At 51.1% G+C, this 17,950-nt stretch carries 9 protein-coding genes; 3 read left to right on the top strand and 6 right to left on the bottom strand.

From position 1 onward, the window contains the following. Window positions 1-24 precede the first annotated feature (24 nt). On the bottom strand, window positions 25-1,497 hold the full coding sequence (locus JRJ22_RS01500) for an ABC transporter substrate-binding protein (RefSeq protein ID WP_206102834.1): 1,473 nt from the start codon (window positions 1,495-1,497) through the stop codon (window positions 25-27). A 104-nt stretch (window positions 1,498-1,601) separates the two neighbouring features. Here JRJ22_RS01500 and JRJ22_RS01495 point away from each other — a divergent pair, with 104 nt between their 5' ends. Together JRJ22_RS01495 and JRJ22_RS01490 are read left to right on the top strand one after the other, a co-directional pair. Then, the gene (locus tag JRJ22_RS01495; protein ID WP_206102833.1) at window positions 1,602-3,500 is read left to right on the top strand and encodes a sensor histidine kinase; all 1,899 of its coding nucleotides are present in this window, start codon (window positions 1,602-1,604) and stop codon (window positions 3,498-3,500) included. Further along, a complete protein-coding gene (locus JRJ22_RS01490; RefSeq protein ID WP_206102832.1) occupies window positions 3,475-5,100 on the top strand; it encodes a response regulator in 1,626 nt (541 codons plus the stop codon). Before JRJ22_RS01495 ends, JRJ22_RS01490 begins: the two co-directional genes overlap by 26 nt. A gap of 5 nt (window positions 5,101-5,105) precedes the next feature. Here JRJ22_RS01490 and JRJ22_RS01485 read toward each other — a convergent pair whose 3' ends face one another. From JRJ22_RS01485 to JRJ22_RS01470, 4 genes are all read right to left on the bottom strand, one after another. Further along, complete coding sequence (locus tag JRJ22_RS01485) at window positions 5,106-5,828, bottom strand: protein-glutamine gamma-glutamyltransferase (RefSeq protein WP_206102831.1); 723 nt, start codon at window positions 5,826-5,828, stop codon at window positions 5,106-5,108. A gap of 130 nt (window positions 5,829-5,958) precedes the next feature. Further along, window positions 5,959-7,200, bottom strand: a complete 1,242-nt coding sequence (locus tag JRJ22_RS01480; protein ID WP_206102830.1) for a PucR family transcriptional regulator — start codon at window positions 7,198-7,200, stop codon at window positions 5,959-5,961. Window positions 7,201-7,665: 465 nt separating this feature from the next. Continuing rightward, window positions 7,666-8,799 carry an alanine dehydrogenase gene (gene ald / locus JRJ22_RS01475; RefSeq protein WP_206102829.1) on the bottom strand — a complete coding sequence of 378 codons (1,134 nt, stop codon included), beginning with the start codon at window positions 8,797-8,799 and terminating at the stop codon, window positions 7,666-7,668. Between the two features lie 296 nt (window positions 8,800-9,095). Beyond that, a complete protein-coding gene (locus JRJ22_RS01470; RefSeq protein ID WP_206102828.1) occupies window positions 9,096-10,322 on the bottom strand; it encodes a Zn-dependent hydrolase in 1,227 nt (408 codons plus the stop codon). Window positions 10,323-10,519: 197 nt separating this feature from the next. Here JRJ22_RS01470 and JRJ22_RS01465 point away from each other — a divergent pair, with 197 nt between their 5' ends. Then, window positions 10,520-11,395 (top strand): aldose 1-epimerase family protein, encoded by an 876-nt coding sequence (locus JRJ22_RS01465; RefSeq protein ID WP_206102827.1) that lies wholly within the window; start codon window positions 10,520-10,522, stop codon window positions 11,393-11,395. A gap of 62 nt (window positions 11,396-11,457) precedes the next feature. Here the strand turns inward: JRJ22_RS01465 and JRJ22_RS01460 are convergent, their stop codons facing one another. Then, on the bottom strand, window positions 11,458-17,715 hold the full coding sequence (locus tag JRJ22_RS01460; protein WP_232381145.1) for a cadherin-like beta sandwich domain-containing protein: 6,258 nt from the start codon (window positions 17,713-17,715) through the stop codon (window positions 11,458-11,460). Window positions 17,716-17,950 lie beyond the last annotated feature (235 nt).

The raw sequence follows: 17,950 nt of genomic DNA, 5'->3' as shown, positions 1-17,950 counted from the left end.
TATCGAATGCCGGACTATGTTCCCTTACTTCTTCTCTAAGCTCAGTATCTGCTCCAGACTCTGCGCTTTCAGCGGGTCCTTCGGATCAAACCCCGGATAAATATATTCCTCATGCTTAAAAGAGTACCCTGTTGCCGCGATGTCCAGCATCTGATTCAGCCGGGCAGTTTCGCCGCTCAGCGCTTCACTCAAGCTCTTCTCGCCGGATATAATCTGCAGATACAGCTGCAGCCGCGGACGGTCGCCTGCATCCCTCGGCTCTATCGACACGGTGCTCGGATCATACTGGTCCATGATCTGCGGCGGGAGCGGATAGATCGAATCGGCCGCCGTCGGATAGAACTCCGTGAAGTGGGCCAGGCCGGGAGCCATGTTGGGCAGATTAAGAATGCCGTCAACCACCGGAAGTGCCAAGGCCTGGTGGAACAGGATCGTCAGAAATTCCTCTGACTGCAGGAAGGTCCAGACCTTAATCGCCGCCTCGCGGTCTGCAGCCGCGCTGTTGACAACGAGCGGAGAGTGCGGAATCATCATTAATGCCCCGGCCCCAAGTTTGGAGGCCTCCGTCACCGGCGGCATGGCTACCCCCCAGTCATCCTTTGGCATATATTCCTGCAATTTCACATAATCTTTGCTGGTTACATACATCATGCCGATATTGCCGTCAGCGAACTGGCGCAGGGCACTGTTGCGCTTGAGCAGAGTTTCCCCTGGATACAGACTGCCCTGGGCCTTCATATCCAGGAGCATCTGCAGCCATGGCTTATAACCGTTCAGGTCGTAATAACCGCTCCGGTAATCATACAGATACACACCGCTGTACGTATTCGACAGCTCCAGCCCGGTCTGCAGGCTGTACTGGCTGTCGCCGGCTGCAAGCGCGAACCCGTATTTGTTCACACCGACTCCGGCCTGGCTGATTTTACCGGCAGCCGACTTCATCTCGGCAAAGGTCGCCGGCGGCAGCTCCGGATCAAGGCCGGCGATCCGAAACAGCTGTTTGTTGTAGATCAGCCGGACGGTTTCAATGCTGGAGGGCATGAAATAAATCCCGCCCTTGAACAAGGAGCTTTCCGCATAGGCTCTGGCCCATTCCGGAAATCTGTTCATGTCCTCAGGAGCCAGCGCGGAGGACAGATTAGCCAGATACCCTTTGTTCACATAAGTAGCCAGCCAGGCATTGTCAACACTGAACACATCCGGCCCCTGTCCCGAGGTCATCAGCATATTCAGCGTATCATCATATACATCCGTAGAGATATTCATAATACTGATCTCAATCCCGTCGGGGTTCGTTTTGTTGTATTGGTTAATCGCATTCTTCACTTCCAGATTCTCTGTCCAGTCATAGAGGGCAATCCGGATCTGGGTGTGCGGCTGCACTGCAGGAGAAGGCTCGGGAGCGAAATCGACCAGCAGCGGCCGGTCATAGGCAATCGCATAGACCACCAGCCCGCAGAGCAACACAGCCATACTAAAGACGAGGATTCGTTTCATGATTACCTCCTGCGTTGACAGCGCGTCTTGGCACACCTTACAATGAATACCAGCTATTGGTTAATATCTGCCAATAATAAATATATTCCAATACTATCCGATAAATGGCAAGTGAAGATTATTCTCCGGGACGGGGGAGGATTCCACTGAAGAAATTATTTGACACTCTGTCTAAAACCCTCTTTCTGTACAATTTCAGTATCCGCAGCCGGCTGATCCTCTATTTCCTGTTCCTGGTCCTGCTTCCTACGACGATTATATCCATCACCGTATATAACAAATCCGCCGATATTATCACCCGAAATGTGAATACATCGATCGAGAACAATCTTAATCTGGTACAGGATAACCTGGATCAGAGATTCACCAGCGCCAACAATTCGATGATCGCCCTCTACCTCAATACCGAATTCGCCGACCTGATCTCCTCTAACCGCCCTACCGACAGCACCGGAATCATTAATGAATTGGCCGCCCTCAACAAAATTCTGGAGAATTTCCCGGCGAACGGAACCTCGGGAAGCAGCTTTGTGCCAATGCTTTACATGCTGAACCGCCCGGAATATACCCAGTATAATTTCTCCAGACGCGTGTTTAATATCGATCAGATCTCGCTGAAGCCCTGGTATCTGGCCATTCCGGCCAAGTCCGATTTCACCGTCATAGGGCTCAGCTCACTGGATTCAAGATTTACCATTAAGTTCGCCAAGCGCCTGTTCGGCATCCGGCATGCCCAGCTGCCCTTTGCCGGCCTGCTTACGATTGATATTCCGGTGAGCGAATTCAGCACACTGCTGGATCATTACAAGCCTACCCCCGGCAGCCGGATCTATATCGTTGACCAGACAGGGACCATTGCCATTAGCCCTGAGGAGAGCCTGATTGGCCAGAATATCAGCACCCGGGATTATTTCAGCAAAATAAGCCCGGCGGATGCAGACTCCGGCACCTTTCATTCCTTCCGCCACGTCATCGGCGGTGAGAAGATGCTTGTCTCCTACCAGAATATTCAGGCTACCGGCTGGACGATTCTCTCTTTCTCTCCGGTCAGCGAGCTTAACGGGGAACTGGCCTCCTTCCAGCGGGTCATGTATGTCGTGATCGGCATCTGTATGCTGGTGTCACTGACGATGGCCCTGCTGCTGTCGGAGAATATCTCTGCGCCAATCCGCAAGTTCATCCAGTCGATGTCCCATGCCGAAAGCGGGAACTTCAACATCATTATCCGCTACCGGCGCAAGGATGAATTCTCCTATTTATTCAACCGCTACAATAAGCTGCTGCAGCAGATCAAGGCGCTGATCGACAAGCTGTATGTCACCGAGCTGCGCAAAAAAGAAGCCGAGCTAAAAACGCTCCAGGCCCAGATCAATCCGCATTTTCTCTATAATACGCTGGATTCGATCAACTGGCTGGCGATCAATCATAACGTTCCCGAGATCAGCAGTATGGTGACATCGCTGTCTGATTTTTTCAGATATAGCCTAAGTAAAGGGCGGAATATCATCCCGCTGCGCGATGAGCTGAAGCAGGTGGAGAGCTATCTCGGTATCCAGCAGTTCCGCTTCCAGGATAAGCTGGAGTACGAATTGGAAGAAGTGGACCCCCGGCTGCTTACGGAATGCCTGGTGGTCAAGCTGAGCATTCAGCCGCTGGTGGAGAATGCGATTATTCACGGGATTCAGCAGCGCCGCGGCAAAGGAAAAATCCGCATCCGGGTGACTTCCGCCCAGGAGGTCCTGTTCGTTTCCGTTTTTGACGACGGGGTCGGTGCTGATCCTGAGCGGCTGAACCTGCTGCTGACCGATCAGCAGCCCGGCAACCAGTCCTACGGCATCCGTAATGTGCATACAAGAATCCAGCAGTTTTTCGGGGAGGCCTACGGCATCCGTTATTATGCCAATAACGAGGATCACTCCGGCCTACTGGCCATGATCCGGTTTCCGGTCGTTACTACATGGAATGAGGTGATCGAAGATGTTGACCATGATCGTAGCGGATGATGAGCCGTTTATCCGGCGCAGCCTGATCCAGGTGTTCAAGTGGCAGGAAGAATTCGGCATTGAGATTATCGGGGAGGCCTCAGACGGTCAGGAAGCCTATGATTTATGTATGGAGCTTAAGCCGGATATTTTGTTCACCGACATTATGATGCCTTTTCTGAACGGCCTCCAGGTCGCCGAGAAGCTGAAGGATGCGGATTGTCCAACCAAAATTATCATCATCAGCGGCGCCCAGGATTTCGCGTATGCCCAGAATGCCATGAAGGTGAACGCCGAAGGCTATATCCTGAAGCCGGTGAAGCTGGAGGAGATCAGGGAGCTTTTCCGTAAAGTCACTGACCGCATCCACCATGAACGCGACAACCGGCTGAATCTGCAGCATCTGGGTAAGCAGCTGCAGGACAACATGCCGCTAATCCGCGAGAAATTCCTGCAGAATCTGATATTCGGCTTATACCGGAACGAACAGGAAATATGGGATAAAATCACTTATTTCAACCTGCCATTCAGGCAAGGTGACCGGTTAACGGTTGGCGTACTGGAGCTTGATGACTACCTTAGCGCCGTCGCCAGGTTCTCGGAGGAATATAAGCAGCTGCTCTACTTTTCCATCCGGAATATTATGGACGAAATCTTTAGCGCCCACCCGTGCGCAGTCAGCTTTGTGGCCGGGGAGAATGAATTCATTATGATATTCTGCTCACCGGAGGAACCTGCCGGCGATCCTCTCACCAGCCTCTGCAACAAGATTATTAGCAGCATCCGGGAATATCTGCGCCTGGACACCTCCATTGGTATCGGCCGGGCCAGCACCCTGGCTGGACAGCTCGAGGATTCCTACAAGGAGGCCACTGCTGCGTTAGCCCACAAATTTTATACCGGACACGCTTCCGTCCTGTACTTCAAGGACATTCAGCCGGATACCGAGACGCTGCAGAGTACCTTTTTCTATACATTCCATGCCCGGCTGATGAATGAGCTGAAGGCTGGCCATACGGACAATGTGATGGAGCTGCTGGATACACTGTTCACCAAGCTTGCGGGACCGCGGCTGCAAATCGATTATGTACAGAGCATCTGTGCCGAGATGATTTTCACCTCAGCCCGGACGCTCTATGAGATTGACGAGGATATTGAAGAGGTACTGAGTGACCGGATGACGATTATGGATACGCTATATACCCAGAAGAGCATTGCCGGGCTTAAGGCGTATATGCTGGAGCTTTTTCATGACCTCAGCACTTATGTGGCAGGCAAAAACACTTCCAAAAACAGCCGGGTCATCAGCCGGATCAAAACGATCGTGCAGGAAGGCTACGCCCGGGAGCTCTCCATTACCAAAATTGCCGAAGAGGTCTTCCTGACCCCCAACTATATCAGCCTGATTTTTAAGAAAGAGACCGGCGAGACGATCACCGACTATATCACTAAGGTCCGCATGGGCAAGGCCAAGGAGCTGCTGCTGACAACCGATCTTAAGGTGATGGAGATCTCCGAGCGGGTCGGTTATGAGAACCCCCATTATTTCAGTACTGTCTTCAAAAAAACAGTCGGGGTGCATCCGCTCAAATACCGCTCAGGCAAGGATAGTTCCTCCTAGTTCAGCTATTTATAGATATAGGTACGCACTCCGATCCTGGAGAAGATGGCGTTCTGCCTGTCGTTACCTTCCTTAGGAAGATTACCTCTCATGGCAAGCGTGCTGATATAATCAAAATTCGGGTGCAGCGCCTCGTCGGTCAGGTAAGCCGATGTCCGGCTGCCCGGCACTCTTTTCCGGTTCAGCGAGGCGATCATCTCCTCTGCGCTTTTGATACCAAGTCCATGTCCGTAGTAGCGGTCAGGTCCCATCATGATCGCGTTCTCCCCCTGCCACTCGGGCAAATCCGGGTCATGATCGGGATTCCGGAAATAGACCACATCGCCCGGCTGCATCTCAAACTGCTGGAACGTGGTGATCATCTGCAGATTGCTGTCATAGTTCCAGTCCCACAGGTACAGATCGGTGAAATAGCGGTCGAACGCTTCCGCTCCAATCGCACCAATCGTTGCTTTATATAGAATCATCACCATCGCCATTGCACATTCGAAGGCATACAGCGGCCCGTTCTCAAAAATATCATTGATCGCTGCCGAAGGGCGTACCCCCGCCTTCAATTCAAATCCGCCGCCCGCCGTACGGTTCCAGTATCTTGGATTACAGCGGGAGTTCTTAAAATCGGAGAAGTCCGTTCCGCCAACACTCATTGATTTTGCTGCCGCAATGATTCCCGCCCGCATGTTCCGTTCAAAATCCGAACCGCCGGGTGAGCCGTAGCCAATCCCCATTCTGTCAGCCCCTTTCAAGATTCCTTCACAAAATATAGGTTATTGTACGTGTCAGGACTTTTGTTGGTGCATAGCAGCACAAAAAGAGTCCGAATCCCCTTGCCGGGATCGGACTCTTCCTCTTGCAGCACTACGACGTGGACGCCGCATTGCCTGTATCCTCTTGAAATTGAAACCAGCTGTTCACCTGCGCCGTTTCCTCGGTGAGAAGATCCAGATAGACCGAGGTACGGTAGTCGGTTTCTTTCAGGCTTCTGCCGGTAATTTCGGCGATCCGGTTCAGCCGGTACATCAGGGTGTTGGTATGAATATGCAGAAAAGCAGCCGACTCCTTGAGATTGCCGTCCAGCGTTAAATATACGGCGATCGTCTTGAGAAAATCACTTTTATGCTCACGGTCATGCATTTTGAGCGGGTGGAGCAGCGCGCTGCGGCGGGTCCGGCTGCGCTTCTGTTCCATGATGGCCGGAATGTGCGCCCAGAAGCCGATTTCTTCGTAGAGCAGCAGCCCCCGGGCATGGTAGGGAAGCAGCTTCTTGATCTCCAGCACCGACAGTGCTTCGCGGTAGGCCAGAGCGGCAGAGGTATATTCCCTGTACCCCGGACTGCAGCCGGCGGCCAGCCGGCAGCCTTCACTGCGGCTCATATCGGCAAGCAGCTTGTTCACGAAGGAGGACAGTATTTCCGTTCCCTCCACCGGAAAAACAAATGAAAACAGCAGAATCAGCCGGTTATGCTCAGCTGTCAAAAACAGGAGACGCTGCCCGGCATAGGCATCCATCACCTGCCGGAAGCGCAGCAGAAAATGCTCGTCGATGATCTTGTCGCTCTCCAGTACCCCGATGTAGTAGCTCTCCGGCAGCAGAATCGACCAGGCTTCCGCTTCCTGGCGGATGCGCGGCTCTGTATCATAATGCGAGGTCAGCAGCTTCCAGAAGAAGTCCTCGAAGGCCTTATCCTGCCTGGTCTTCCAGCCGCGCTGCTTCAGCAGATACCGCCCGGCGATGCCGGCCGCCTTCTCGACAATCTCCTCGGCATAGCCCTCAGCGAGATTTCCCCGGTCCACCACCCAGATGTAGCCCAGAATCTCCTGCTGGTGCTTGATACACATGGCCAGCCGCGGTCCGAGCCCGACCTCCATCACCGCCGGAATACGGATCGGATGCGCCGTGTTCTCCAGCTGGTGCATGACCCCTTTTTTGCGGAGTCCGATGATAACCGTGTTCGGTACCCGCTTGCCGATAATCGTGGAAATGCGCGCAGGGTCGCTCTCGAACTGATGGGAGCTGTAGCCGATGACATGGTGGTTGCTGTCCTCAATCGTCACCTGCGACTGCAGCGATTCACTAATGGTATCCGCCAAGGATTCCATGCTGTCAAAAAAACGATCAAATGTTGGCCCTGATTCTGTCAATGTTCCCACCCCAGCCCGAAGAATAACCGAATCTTGCACGTTTAGGTGTTTACATTATATTACTCAGATTTACGGCTGACTAGGATAATATGCGAGAAAACCTAACATGATTTGGTTCATAGGCCTTACCACTTGTCTTGATTATCCGCTTGTTGCCAGCTTGACGGCGGAATCAGAGGGATTTTTACCTCTAATTCTACTGCTCTCCCCGAATTCGGCGGATTCAGAGGGACTTTCATCTCTCTCACTCCAATAAATAAAGCCCGGTGATTACTCACCGGACTGAAGTGGAAATACCCCTCTATTCTCTTTAAGCTCCTAAATGCCAGTATGTCCTCGGTTCTGCGGAATGCCGACACCGCTCTCCGCTCCCCTGTCCCCCGCTCATCCCGAACTTATTTTTCTCTGCGGGCTCAGCACATACTAGATCAGAGTGAACTCTTGCTCTACTGCTTTCTCTACCGTGAAGTACTCTTCCCCAAGAGCTTCCGCCACGGCCTGGCAGGTGATTTTGCCGTTGGCTACGTTTACGCCGCTCTTCAGGCCGGCATTGTCTTCGATTGCCTGGAATACACCTTTATTGGCTATTTGCAGCGCATAAGGAACCGTTACGTTGGTTAGAGCAATAGTCGAGGTTTTGGCTACAGCTCCCGGCATATTCGCTACCGAATAGTGCAGTACGCCGTGTTTCTCGAACACCGGATTGTCATGGGTAGTCACCCGGTCAATCGTTTCTACGATCCCGCCCTGGTCGATGGCAACATCGACGATCACGGAGCCCGGCTTCATAGCTTTGACCATTTCTTCGGTGACCAGCTTCGGTGCTTTTGCACCCGGGATCAATACGGCGCCCACCAGCAGATCCGCTTCAGCGACTGCTTTGGCAATGTTGTACGGGTTCGAGATCAGCGTGCTGATCTGCGAGCCGAAAATATCATCCAGCTGGCGGAGCCGGTCTGCACTCAGGTCAACAATCGTCACCTCAGCCCCAAGGCCGATAGCCATTTTAGCTGCGTTCGTGCCCACTACACCGCCGCCGATAATGCTGACCTTGCCTCTGCTGACGCCGGGAACACCGGATAACAGAATACCTTGTCCGCCATAGTTCTTCTGGAGGAACTGTGCGCCGAGCTGCACGGACATCCGTCCCGCTACTTCGCTCATAGGTGTAAGCAGCGGCAGTGTGCGTCCATCCACAACCGTTTCGTAACCGATAGCGAAGACACCTTTGTCTTTCAATGCGGTTGCGAGGGCCGGTTCTGGTGCAAGGTGCAGATATGTGAACAGGATCAGACCCGGACGGAAGTAGCCGTATTCGCTTTCCAGCGGCTCTTTTACCTTCATGACCATTTCAGCGGCAGCCCATACAGCAGCTGCGTCGGCAATCAGCTCAGCTCCGGCAGCAGCATATTCTTCATTCGGAAACCCGCTGCCTGTGCCGGCTCCGGATTCCACCAGCACTTGATGTCCTTCAGCCACCAGGCTGACCACTCCGGCAGGGGTAATCGCTACACGGTTTTCGTTATTCTTAATCTCTTTAGGTACGCCAATAATCATTGTTCATCTCTCCCGTCTTATGTGGATCTCTTATGTAAAGAATGATAACATATCAATTTCGTTTGCATTTTGGGTAAAAAGAAAAACTTTATCTGCCATGATTGTGTTTTAACACAATGGAGGTGGTAAAAAACAACCGCCATCCTCCGGAACCCCTTGAACCGTCAAGGGTTGACAGCTGCTGACCCCAGCCCGGCACACAACAAAAGACACCATCGCTGGTGTCCTTTGTTGTATATTTATCATTTTCCGTCTGTGAATGCATGGTTTAACCGCGTTACATTAAGTGACACACACTAACTGGATAGCAATGACAGCACCGACTCCAGCACAACATTCACACCCATTTCACATTCTTCATAGGAGGTAAGCTCTTCCTCACAGTGGCTTTTGCCGTTAACGCTGGGCACGAAGATCATCGCCGACGGCAGGAATCCGGCTACGAACTGGGCATCGTGGCCTGCTCCGCTGGCCATCTTTTTATGGGAATACCCCAGCGTGACCGCTGCCTGCTCCACAAGATCACAGATCCGCGGATCAAACCATACGGTGTCGCGGCCCCATAGCTTCGTCTTCTGGACCGAACATCCCAGCAGCTCTTCCGGCAGGCCGGTAATAATGCCCTCCACCTGACGGACGATATCCATGTCCTTATGCCTTGCCTCCACGGTAAAAATCACCTTATTCGGAATCACCGTATGAATATTAGGCAGCACGTTCATCCGGCCCATGGTGTACACCAGTTCGGAATCAAGCACGCCCAGCTTGGTTCGCAGCTCAGTAATCAGATCGGTGGCGGCAAACAAGGCGTCCTTGCGCATATCCATCGGCGTCGTTCCGGCGTGATCCGATTCACCTGTCACTTCAATCTCATAACAGGCCATCCCGACCACACAGTCGACTAGGCCAATGGTAAGGTTTTCCCGTTCCAGCACCGGTCCCTGCTCGATGTGCAGCTCCAGATAAGCCGTCGCTTCGGTGATCCGGTTGGCCTCATCCCCGGCGTAGCCGCTCACCAGCAGCGCTTCCTCGAAGGTCGTCCCTTCAGGGTCCTTCTTACTCAGCATTGCCGCCTTATCGAACTTGCCCGCGAGTACGCCGGAAGCCATCATCGAAGGCTCGAAACGCGCACCCTCCTCATTGGTGAAATTCATTACCGTCACCGGAAGGCGCGGCGTAATACCATGATCAACCAGGGTTCTTACCACCTCAAGTCCGGCGATCACACCGAGCACCCCGTCGAATCTGCCGCCTTTCTTCACAGTATCCAGATGGGAGCCGATCACTACGGGCGGACCCTCTTCCCTGCCGGCAAGCGTGGCATACATCGTACCCATATCATCAATCTTCACTGTCATCCCCAGTTCTTCACAACAGGAGGTGAAATAATTTCGTACCAGCACATCCTGCTCCGACAGCGACAGCCGGGTTACACCATTATTGTCCGTACGTCCAAAATCGGCAAAAGCCTCAATGGTATTTTTCAATCGCCCGCCGTTCACCAATACCTGCTGCAGCTTCATGTTATATATCCCTCCGCTTCGGATCATCATGTTATTATTGCTTTCTATATATGTTATACCAATCCTTTTTATTTTCATTGTACAGTCTGTAATAATTATTTTTTGTAAATGTTCACGTTGTGTTACAACACTGCAGAAGAGTTTGATAGAATATGAGCTATCACGAGATGAAGCTAGGATGAAAGGGGAACTGACAAATGAACACCATACTACGCAGCGGAACTGCCGAAGCTGTCATTAGCACATTGGGAGCTGAGCTGGTCAGCTTCAAAAGGCTGGATACGGACAACGAATATATCTGGAGCGGGGATGCGGAGTATTGGACAGGCCGCTCTCCGGTGCTGTTTCCGATTATTGGTGCAGCCCGGAACGGAGAGATCCGGACCGGCGGCAAGACCTACACCATCGGCAATCACGGTTTTGCCAGACGCAGTGAATTCACACTGGTAGAAGCCACCGACACGCATGCGGTCTTCTCCCTCTCACAGAATGAGCAGACGCTCGCCAGCTACCCTTATCAATTCAAGCTGGTCCTTACCTACATCCTGAGCGGAAGCACGCTTGAGATCAGCTACCACGTGGAGAATACCGATGAGCAGCAGATCTTCTTCCAGCTTGGCACCCATCCGGCCTTCAACTGCCCGGTGGACGGACAGGGCGCTATCACAGACTATTATCTGGAGTTCTCGGAACAGGAGAACCTCGAGCGTCTGTTCCTGAGCGATGCCGGTCTTGTCATCAGCGGCAAAAGCGAGCCGGTACTGGAAGGCGAACGCATCCTTCCGCTCTCCCATGAAATGTTCTTTGACGGTGCGCTAGTCTTCCGGAATGTGAAGTCAGAGCGCATTGCGTTAAGAAGCAAGCTTACAGATAAAAGCGTAATCGTCACCTCCAAGGGCTTCCCCGATCTTGGTCTCTGGCAGCCGAAAAACGCACCTTTTGTGTGCATCGAGCCTTGGCAGGGTATCGCGGATGGCGATACGTTCGACGGCGAACTGCAGGACAAGCAAGGCGTAATCGGCCTGGCACCAGGGGCAACTTTCACCAGCTCATTGACAATCGAATTTAATTAACATGCAAAAAAAAGGCCGTAGCACCGACAGGTGACCTACGGCCTTTCTCTGTTGATATAATTTTATTGGCTAAGTGTTTCTCCGCCTTCATTCCGCACGGTGAACGTGTGATCAATGGAGGCTTCCTCAATTTCATTATACGCCCAATTTGTCACTGGAACGTCCGGCCAGCTCGGTGTTGTGACACCGTACAGCGGCCCGCGTCCGAACAGCCGGTTGACAACCTTCACGGCTTCAGCACGTGTCAGGTTATCTGTTGGACGGTAAGTGCCATCCCCATATCCGTTGATGATGTTAGCCTTGCTTGCTGCCGCAATTTCCTTGGCAGCCCAGTGGCTGTCGGTATCCTTGAACCCGCTGGAAGTAACGGCCGCAGTGTCCAGCTTCTTATATCTGGATGCAATCGCGGCGATTTCCCCGCGGGTGATAGGAGCATCCGGCAGGAACTGGCCTTTGTCGTTACCCTGCATCAATCCGGCTGCTTTGACGAATTCGATGACGCCTTTTGCCCAATGACTATCTTTCACATCCGGGTAGGAAGAGGCAGCCAACGGTGCTGCTGGATCATACCCAAGGTTTCTGGCCAGAATTGCAGCCATTTCCGCACGGGTAATGGAATGGTCCGGCTTAAAGGTTCCATCGGTAAAGCCGTTGATGAATGCCTTGTGACCGGCAAGCTGCTGTTGTGCAGCCTCCGCTGAGGCAAGATACTGCTCCCAGCCTTCCATGTTCAATATGGTGAATGTACTGAATTTATTTACTTTAAACTGTAAACCCAGCTCACCCGTTTTGTAATCGACTACGGTTGCCTTAATCAATTCCTTGTCTCCATCACTATGCTCGACGAAGATTACAAGATTCGCCAGGAAGTCCTGTCTTTCCTGGAGGTCACCTGGCAGCTGTACGTCACGCAGCGGAAGGGTTAATGTCACCGGTCTGCTCTGCATATTAGTCTCAATAGTCATTGGACGGGCAACTACATCAATTTGCTTGTCCGCTGCTATTTCTCTGACAATCCGCTCAATTCTTGCCCGGTCTTCAACCTCTTTGCGCAGTGCCTGGTCCTTGATCGGTACAACATGGAAATACAAATCTTCTGTAAAATTGTCTAATGACGATTGCGGGATGAGAATTCTAACATTCTCGGTGAAGACCTCCATATTCACGTTGGAGTCACCAAGTGTTTTAATGGCATCCTTAGGAACCTTTACATTGATATCCGCGACCTGGTCCTTCTCATCCGGGATCATAATCCGGGCCGTATTATCCGAAGACCCGGTAATTTTCCGGACAACCTCCTCTACACGCTCCGTTGTGAAGTTGACTACATCATGCAGAATTCCACCTGTATCCTGAGTACGTTGGATGACCGTTTCCGCCAGAACAGAACCCTGGCCCAGTTGTCCTGATTCTACCTTCACGGTAATCTCCTCTGTCGATGCAGTCGCAACAGGTGCTGCAGGAGTTTCCGGCGCTGGCGTTGCTGGTGCTGGCGTTGCTGGCGCTGGTGTTGCTGGCGATGGCGTTGCTGGTGCTGGCGTTTCCGGCGCTGGCGTTGCCGGTGTCGGCGTTGCTGGCGCTGGTGTTTCCGGCGCTGGCGTTACTGGTGCTGGCGTTGCTGGCGCTGGTGTTTCCGGCGCTGGCGTTGCTGGTACCGGCGTTGCTGGCGCTGGTGTTTCCGGCGCTGGCGTTGCCGGTGTCGGCTCTACCGTTGGTGTTACTACTGGCTCTTCCGTAGGTGTTGATGTCGGATCTGTTGTTGCTGTCGGTGTTGCCGTCGGTGCTGCTGTAGGTGTTGGTGTAGGATCCGCTGTTGCCGTCGGCGTTGCTGTCGGTTCTTCCGTCGGTGTTGGCGTCGGTGTTGGCGTCGGTGTCGCTACAGGCTTAGCCTTAATAATATTGACAGTATAAGTCTTTGCAGTTCCGTCCTCCGCAATGACCTGAATATCAAATATATTGTCGCCCTCAACCAGATTAGTCAGCAAAGCACCGTCTCTTCCCGTGATTTGGCCTTTTGCTTTTGCATCTGCTGCTAACGGGGTAAGAACGATGGAGTTCACATCACTCTCTACCTCTACCGTATAATTTATAACCCCCGGATCAAATACAGGATCCAAGACTCCAGCATCTGTGCTGATACTGCTCAGGTCTGCATTGGAAGAACGTGATTCCCGGGTGAAATCCAGCTCATAGACACTTTCTGTCTTTCCATCCTGCGCAGTGACCTTCAGGTTTACGATGTTTAGGCCTTCTGCTAACTGGATAGGCATCGTCTGATCTACAGTGACACCATTTACGCTAATCCGCGCATCCTGGTCTCCTTTTACCGCAGCCAGTTCTAGCTGATCTACTTCATAAGGTACCGATAAAAGGTATTTGAACACTTCACTCGAGAATTCAGGATTGAGAGTCTCCGTTCCTCTCACAGAGCTGACGGTCAAATTCGCTAGAGAGGAGTCCTTCGGTAGAATCGCACGATTCACAGTAACTGTATAGGTTTTTTTAGTACTGGCATCTGCAGCGGTAACCTCTACTGTAATTTGATTCGTCCCTTCATCCAGTGTCACTCGGCTTCCAGTTACACCTGCGGAAGCTCCATTCTTTTTCAGGATGTAACTAGCCTCTTCATTATTCGTATTGATCCAAAAATCCATGCTGCTCACACTATTGTCCACTTGGACAGAATAATCACTGATTCCTTGCTGGAAGTCTGGTGTTAATTCGCCAGGAGAAACGATCAGATTATACAGCGAAGCATCTGCACTTGGGTTTCTCACCAGATTAATAGTATACATCTTCATACTTCCGTCTTGAGCTGTAACTCTGACTTCAATCACATTCAGTCCTGTAGTCAAAGGCACGGCATTGAGGTCTTCGACCCACACCCCATTTACAAAGACTGAGGTGCTGGCATTGGCATCATCAACTACCGGACTGAGCTTGGCTACAGAGATTTCATTCTGAACCGTAGCATTGTAGCTGAAAGTTCCCGGAACCGTTGAAAGAGCGATCGCATTGTCCGATAAGTCCGTCATCGTGAGCTCAAGTAAACTCGCATTGGACGAAGCCGCGCGCACGATGGTTACCGTGTACTCCTTAATAGTTGATTGATCAGCAGCCGTAACAACTACTGTAACTACATTCTCGCCAACAACCAGTGGAATCGGCACACCCCCTGCAGACTCGAGTCCGTTGATGGTATAGGTGGCCTGCACATCGCTTGTAGTCGCAGCAACGGTCATACTGGTAATATTGTTGGCTATATATTCGTAATAGGTCGAAGTTGCACGGTCAAATCCGCCGGACAGCGGTTTGCCGGACAGGGTAATATTGGTTAAATCCGCATCGGAGGAGGCTTCGCGGACAATCGTCAATACATAATTCTTCGTAGTTACCCCATCTTCAGCTGTGACCTGAACATTGAATTCGTTAACTCCCACTTGCAGATTGACCAATCTTGGCTGGGCACTCGCAGTCAAGTTGCCGTTGAGACTAACCGTTGCCTGGAGTTCTTCAGGAGTTGGCGTTATCGTAAGCTCAGATACCTGGTTAGCTACGGTAACGGCATACCCGGTTTGATTCTTGTCATACACAGGATTGAGCACGCCCTTGGAAAGAAGCAGATTGGACAGATCCGCATTGGAAGAGGCCTTCCGGATAATATTGATAAGGGTTGTTTTCTCACGAGCTCCGCTCTGTGAGGTAACAACGATCTTGACCGTGTTCAGTCCGACACTCAAGCTTTTGGTGAAGGCTGTATTGTCCCGATGTGCATTTCCATCCACAGACAGGCTTGCCGCAGCGTCCAGCAGCTTAGGCGTAACACCCAGTGAAGAGACCTGATAAGGCACTTCAACCGAATAGCCAGTCTCATTGTTGTTAAATGCAGGTGTTAAAGTACCTGAAGAGACGCTTAATCCAGACAGATCTGCAACATCCGAAGGCGCACGCAGAATAAACAGGTTGTAAATTTTCTTCGTCATTCCATCCTGCGCCATTACTTCAATCACGTACTTATTGTTTCCTGCAGCCAGATCAGTAACAACAAAAGGCGTACCGCTCGGATGAACTATACCGTTCACTTTTAGAACGGCACCTTCTGCAGCTGTCGGCGTAAACTCAGCAGCCGTTACAGCGTTCGCCACTTTCATCGTATAGTCTGACTGATTAGTGGTGAAGACCGGCGATAATCCAACTGGTGAAGCGGTCAGATTGGTCAGACTGGCATCACCAGACAGCTTTCTGACAATTGTAACTGTATAGGTTTTTTGGGTCTTGCCGTCTTCTGCGGTAATAACCACGGAAATCACATTCTTCCCGTAGACTAAGCTTACATTTCCAGTGGCATTAGCGGATCCCGTAGAACCAATGCTTGCCCCGTTCAGAGTTGCTGCCGCAAATAGACTGGACTTGATTACATCCACTTTGATCGAACTCACATTATTGTCAACTGTCGCGGTGTAGCTTCCGGTATTGCTGCTGTAGGCCGGAGACAGGGCAATGGGTTGTCCGCCGCTCAAGTTAGACAAGGCCAGCCCGCCCGCCGCAGCCAGATCGGCATCATTTCCCGGATAACGGATCAAATCCAGCTGATATTCTTTAAAGTTGGAGGAAAATTTATCGGCTACTTTGATTTTCACCGGCTTATATACACCCACTGCCAGGCCGCTTACAGTAAACGTCGGGTAGGCTCCCGATACGGTGACTCCAGAACCATTGTCGGCATAGGCGGTTACATTTACATCAGCGGGATTCACCGCTGCCACATTTATATCGATACTGTTATTCGGGCTGTTTCCGCTTTTGTTGGGCACATGAACTTTATTGTAAATAATTCCACGGTTAAAAGCAGGTGTCATCACACCTACAGAAGGTGTAATGGATTTAAGGTCAAATTTCCCGGCCACAACACTCAATAAAAAGCTGCTGGCGCTTGAAGTAGTTCCATCATTTACTGTGACGGTGACGGTAGAGGTACCTGTCATGTTTGCTGTCGGAGTCAGATTAATGTTCCTGTCCGAGCCTTCGCCGGAAAACGTGATATTGGCATTCGCCAAAAGAGACGTATTCGACGAGGTTGCAGTAAGCGTAAGCACATCTCCGGCATCCACATCTGTCAATTTAAACGGCTTCGATACAGGGGTATTAGCCGATGTCACCACATTGGAGTTGAACCCTATGCTGGACTGCCATTTCCCGCTGATAATATTTCCGTTCCTTACACCTGTGGAGGAGTCCTTGGCTACCGCTCCATCGTTAGCATTATTGAACTTATAATTGACCATCAGATTGGCCTCAGACCCCGTAAGGCTGGTGTTCATCTGACTTTCAATCTCCGCCTGGGTCTTAGCCTTTTTCCATATCCGGTAATCCCTCATACCGCCAACATAATTGGCGTCCTGGGACCATGTACTCTCACCGATATAGTTATAAGGTCTCGGCAGATTGGAGTTCTGGGCACTGGCGTTTGCCATATCGGTAAGATCCATAAAACCGCTGCCTTTCAGAATCCCATTCCAATAGATATAAGCTTTTTTCTCTGCGGCATTGTAAACGGCAGCAACATGAACCCATTGGTTCAAAGGCAGCTGCTCCGTGGTTTTTACCATATAAGCTTTAATTCTGGCACCTTTTTGCGGTAAAGCTTCAAGGGCTATTCTTCCTGTACTTCCTTCAAACGTAAGATGAAGATTATAGTTGTCAGGTCCATACGACGTATCGAAAATACGGGCCCACGTTGGGGCACTGCTGGCATTTACCCAGGTTTCGATCGTAAGTGAATTGGTGTATATATTTAGATCCGGAATCGTGACATATCCTTTACCGTCAAAATCAAGATACGTACTGCCGCTTGACTCCGAAATATAAGGAGTGTCATTAACAGGTGTAACCACGATCTGCGCAGCTTGTTCCAGTTCGCTATAACTCTCCGTATCCCCGGAATATTCAGCGTTTACATTTACATAGTTACCGCTGGACTCTCCTGAAGCAAGCCAACTGCGGTACTTGATTTGCGTAGTTCCATTCCAGTCCTTCTTCGGAACAAAACGGATCATCACATCTCTGCCGAAGACGGCAATCTTGCCGGTCTCGGGTGCCACAATGGACAACCACATTCCCCCAGCGTTATACTGCCATTGCCCGTTGCTATTATCCACTTCGGAAATGCCAAGCCCGTTGGTATCTATGAGTGAAACGTATTTCCCGGCAGGTTCCAGCGTATCTTCGATGATTGTATCAAGTGGGCCTGAAGCCTGTGCCCGGGCAACGTATGGTATACCATAGAAATTACTGATGATCAGGATAAAAACTAAAGCCACGATCAAATGTCTTGATCTCTTTTTTATTTTCACAAACTCAGCCCCATTTATCTAAGATGTCAACACTGGTAACCCGTATCAGTCCTCGGTCCTATCCTCCTTAGTGTAAAATACTTATAATTTAATATATCGGATTTTTAAGCAGTGCAATTTATGTCGAATTAATAGGATTTATTGTTAATTACAAAAAAAATTTACTGATTTCGTATTTTTCCTTAGCTGCCCGTGATATCCA

It is taken from the genome of Paenibacillus tianjinensis, from assembly GCF_017086365.1.
Classification (GTDB): Bacteria; Bacillota; Bacilli; order Paenibacillales; family Paenibacillaceae; genus Paenibacillus_AQ; species Paenibacillus_AQ tianjinensis.
Note: the sequence above shows the minus strand (reverse complement) of the source record. Positions and strands in the feature narration are given on the sequence as shown.

What these genes read in the sequence shown, in the direction of transcription:
- JRJ22_RS01500 (WP_206102834.1), bottom strand. Translation starts at nt 1,497, where the DNA reads ATGAAACGAATCCTCGTCTTTAGTATGGCTGTGTTGCTCTGCGGGCTG.
- JRJ22_RS01495 (WP_206102833.1), top strand. Translation starts at nt 1,602, where the DNA reads ATGGCAAGTGAAGATTATTCTCCGGGACGGGGGAGGATTCCACTGAAG.
- JRJ22_RS01490 (WP_206102832.1), top strand. Translation starts at nt 3,475, where the DNA reads ATGTTGACCATGATCGTAGCGGATGATGAGCCGTTTATCCGGCGCAGC.
- JRJ22_RS01485 (WP_206102831.1), bottom strand. Translation starts at nt 5,828, where the DNA reads ATGGGGATTGGCTACGGCTCACCCGGCGGTTCGGATTTTGAACGGAAC.
- JRJ22_RS01480 (WP_206102830.1), bottom strand. Translation starts at nt 7,200, where the DNA reads ATGGAATCCTTGGCGGATACCATTAGTGAATCGCTGCAGTCGCAGGTG.
- ald (WP_206102829.1), bottom strand. Translation starts at nt 8,799, where the DNA reads ATGATTATTGGCGTACCTAAAGAGATTAAGAATAACGAAAACCGTGTA.
- JRJ22_RS01470 (WP_206102828.1), bottom strand. Translation starts at nt 10,322, where the DNA reads ATGAAGCTGCAGCAGGTATTGGTGAACGGCGGGCGATTGAAAAATACC.
- JRJ22_RS01465 (WP_206102827.1), top strand. Translation starts at nt 10,520, where the DNA reads ATGAACACCATACTACGCAGCGGAACTGCCGAAGCTGTCATTAGCACA.